Raw genomic sequence first — 3769 nt, 5'->3', positions numbered from 1 at the left:
GCTGCGATACCCAGCAGAATCACCTCTGCCTTCCTCCTCACGATCTGAGATGCAATATAGGAAGCAAGGCCGTCTCCGCCGACACTGACCAAATAGGTCGGATTCTTTGCAAGCAGGGCATCGACCATTACCGCGAGCTGTGCCTTGTAATCGGATTGTCTTTCAATTTCAAGTATTTCCGCTGCTGGACAATAGTGATGACCGTACCCTCGGCACACTACGAAAGAGGCCCCTTGGAAAAACTGCATGATGGAAGAACCCAATGCTTCAAGCTGGTGCAACGGAAGTGAAGAATGCTGGTTGAATGCAATGGCTACTGTCATCTTCTCTCCTCTTACGGCTTCAGCACAATCTTGAATGCTTTTCCCTGTTTAAGCAGGTCAAAGGCTTCACGACCTTGTTCGAGACTCAACCGATGGGTGATCAACTTTGCATAGTGGGACTGTTTTGCCTCAATCATTGCATACGCATGGGTAAAGTGAGAAAGAGCAAACCCGCTGCAACCCGTGACCGAGACTTCACGATAATGAATGGAATAGGCATCAGCTTCGAAGGTATCCTGCTTCTTCAGGCCACTGAATACCAGAACCGTACCTCCATTGCCTATTCGATGCACTGCATCAGCAATGAGCGAGGCTTGGTTCACGCTGATGATTACCTGGTCATACTGGCTGGGATCGGAATCGATTGGATCGATGCACTCAATGCCCCAGCTTTGGATCATCTGCTTACGGTAGGCATTTGGCTCCACCACTGTTACGGGAACGCCTGTATCCTGGAAATAGAGAGCGAACAGGATACCCATCGGGCCTCCTCCCACCACCAGAGCCTTGGACCAAGGTCGAAGGCGTAGGTGATCGATACCATTCAATACGCAAGCCAACGGTTCGACTAACGTAAATACCTGTTCATCACAAGACTGCGGGAGTCGAATCATGCCTGGACCATAGTCCTCAGGGATTGCCACATACTCACAAAAAGCTCCCGAGGAGACATAATGCTTGTCAGTACACATCTGCTTAAGGTTGGTGGTACAGTTGTTGCACGTCCCACATTCATAGTAGGGAGCTACTACCACGGTATCTCCAATCGTATAGGAAGAGTTTTCGGGTACACGGACCAGTCGGCCAACAAACTCATGACCAAGAATCGTGGGAGGTTTGAAAAAGTGATGGCCGACCGTAAAGGTTTTCAAGTCGGTTCCGCAAATGCCGCACCCCAGCACACGTACAACGTACGCACCTTGTGCATCGGCAATCTCTTGCATTTCAAGCTCACCTATCCCTGTATACATCAATGCTTTCATTCATTTCTCCAATGACTCTGCTAATTCCGCAGCGGTCTGTGAGTCGGTTATCAGGCAATCAAATAGTTTCAGGACGGCAGCAGTTCTAATGCCGGGAATCTTAAGGGTTCCTCCGCAAATGCAGATAATCTGTTTTGCCTTTTTCAAGGAATCGACGGGGATACCGAGATACATTTTATCATTCACATTAGGGGCATGCCGGGTGATCAGGCTGTCGTCGGGGGCGACATCACCAATGAACCCTTCGGTGTTGAAGAACCTGCCCAAAATGTCTCCAACCACGTTCTGCTGCTGCAAATCATCCAAGGCTTCCAAGGTATACTCGCCTACCGGAAAACTTGGCGTACCTCCAAATGCTCCGAGCCCTACAATGGCCATGTCAAGTTTGTTCCATAAATCTTGGATGGCTTTCATCTGAGGATCGCGCCCAAAGAAATCACGGATTTTCACATCGGAAACAAAAGCAGGAATGTTGAAAAACAATGCATTGCCATGCAGTTTCTCAGCCATCCTGTCAGCAATGATATTGACCTGGTAATGAGACTCGGTACGACCTGCACTGCCCACCATCGGGACAACCGTAACTCCTTTGAGGTTCGGGCAATCAGGGAGAGCGAGCACGCTTCTATGAACTGTGACGCCCCACCCTACCCCAACAGCCATCCCTGGCTGCACCGCCTGGGAAAGAAAGGCACCGGCTGTAACTGCAATGGCTTTTATACGGTTGTCCCGATCATTGGAACTTCGATCAGGACATTGCCCGATCACCACCCGCTTGATGCCCAAAGCTTTTGCAAGATCCATTTCCAACGAAGAACACCCCGCAGGAGGAATTACCTGGATGCGCACAATCCCAAGATTTTCTGCTTTTGCCAATGCCCGTGATACCATGGGCCGAGAGAGGTTGAGCAGGTTGGAAATCTCCTGCTGGTTCTTTCCTTTCTCATAATAGAGGGAAGCAATGGAATAGAGCAGTTCTCGATCATCCAACATGGTTACCCCCGAAGGACATCACACAGAGAAGCAACTATTTCTTTTGGTTTCTCGCTCTGGAACAGGTTTCTTCCAAATGCAAAGCCCGCAGCACCGGCAGCTACAACTGTTTTGGCGATGTCCAGAATATTGGCTTCTTTGGGACCTCCTGCCAAGACGATGGGAACCGGGCATCCTGACACCACCGAAGCAAAATCCTCACAGTAAAAAGCCTTGACGAAATCAGCACCAATCTCAGAGGCTATGCGCACCCCGTTTCGGATAAATGACGTGTCATTGTTCTTTGTATAGTCGGCGTGCAGCACTTCCACCATTACGGGAATCGAATACTGATGAAAGGCATCAATTGCTTTGGCTACATCGGTCATCGACTCCTTGTCATGGGAGCCTCCGAGCACCAGCATGATCAAAACCGCATCCGCACCCAGGTCCAAGGCTTGCTTGGGAGAGACCATGATGCTGTGAAAATCAGCAAACGTGGTTCCCATCAACGTACCACCGAGAGATGCGCGAAGCACTAGTTTCTTGTTCTGCACCAGAGAGGCATCGATCAGGGAGAAAATCCCAGGATTGAGAATATAGCCGTCTATATCGGTATCAAGGATGCGCTTGATAGCCTCAATAGGATTCTCCAAACCTTGCATCACTCCATAAATCTGGGGATGGTCGAAAGCAGCAAGGAAGAGTTTCCCATCATGATTCATCAATATGGTTTTTTTCCTTTCCAGTCCGTTCATCAGAACCTACCTTCTGAACAATTGTTCAATATTTCTTATCTACTATTATGATAGTGGCAGTATTTTTTTACTGTCAATGAGAATGTTTGTTCGCACAAACCTACTACTATGAACATTTGTTCAAATCATTGGAATAAGTAGAGAAATCATCCCTACGGGTATAGAATTGAGATACAAGGCTCAACCGTGCTCGCCAAACAATCCAATGGATACCTTTGTTTTTCATGAAGAACCTTTCTTGGTTATTCTAAAAGACACTGGGAAATACACGACAAGTGATGAGAATATTCTGTTTCAGAACGAACAGATGGCTGAACTGCTTTGGCACACTTGTTCTAGACATACTTGCAAGCCCATCAGCAGAAGGGGTCTGTTTCTGTTGGTTCTGTGCAGGCTTGTAGTGGTTGCCCACCAAGTTTGCAGCTCTCTCCAGCACCCCCTCAATCGACGGTACCACGCTCAATAATCAGGGTCAACGCTTATACGATTTTTTGCAGATTATCAACAATTTCGAATATTCTCATGTCTGGAATTTACTATGCCTACCCATTCCTTACTTCTGAACATATTCTTTCATAGAGCGTCCCAAAGCTGATTCCTCTCACGAGCTCCTCAAGAAACGCTACTTTCCAGCGTTAGCCTTGAGCAATAATGGCGTCATACCCGGTTGCGTGGAGAACCTTGTCTTGCGCATAGAAAAGCTTTGCATCCTCTTCAGTAGGCAAGAGCGAAA

Annotated in this window: 4 protein-coding genes; all 4 read right to left on the bottom strand. The window is 48.0% G+C overall.

Features of this window, described 5'->3' with window-relative positions:
- On the bottom strand, positions 1 to 323 hold a 323-nt coding region (locus B3F49_RS08580), incomplete at its 3' end, for a hypothetical protein (RefSeq protein WP_293910428.1).
- 11 nt (positions 324 to 334) lie between these two features.
- Positions 335 to 1306, bottom strand: coding sequence for a zinc-dependent alcohol dehydrogenase (locus B3F49_RS08575; RefSeq protein ID WP_293910426.1), 972 nt, complete (start codon positions 1304 to 1306; stop codon positions 335 to 337).
- Positions 1307 to 2299 (bottom strand): sugar-binding transcriptional regulator, encoded by a 993-nt coding sequence (locus B3F49_RS08570; protein ID WP_293910424.1) that lies wholly within the window; start codon positions 2297 to 2299, stop codon positions 1307 to 1309.
- 2 nt (positions 2300 to 2301) lie between these two features.
- A complete protein-coding gene (locus tag B3F49_RS08565) occupies positions 2302 to 3036 on the bottom strand; it encodes a class I fructose-bisphosphate aldolase (RefSeq protein ID WP_293910422.1) in 735 nt (244 codons plus the stop codon).
- Between the last annotated feature and the right edge of the window lie 733 nt (positions 3037 to 3769).

This window comes from Sphaerochaeta sp. UBA5836, from assembly GCF_002432845.1.
Lineage (GTDB): Bacteria > Spirochaetota > Spirochaetia > Sphaerochaetales > Sphaerochaetaceae > Sphaerochaeta.
Note: the sequence above shows the minus strand (reverse complement) of the source record. Positions and strands in the feature narration are given on the sequence as shown.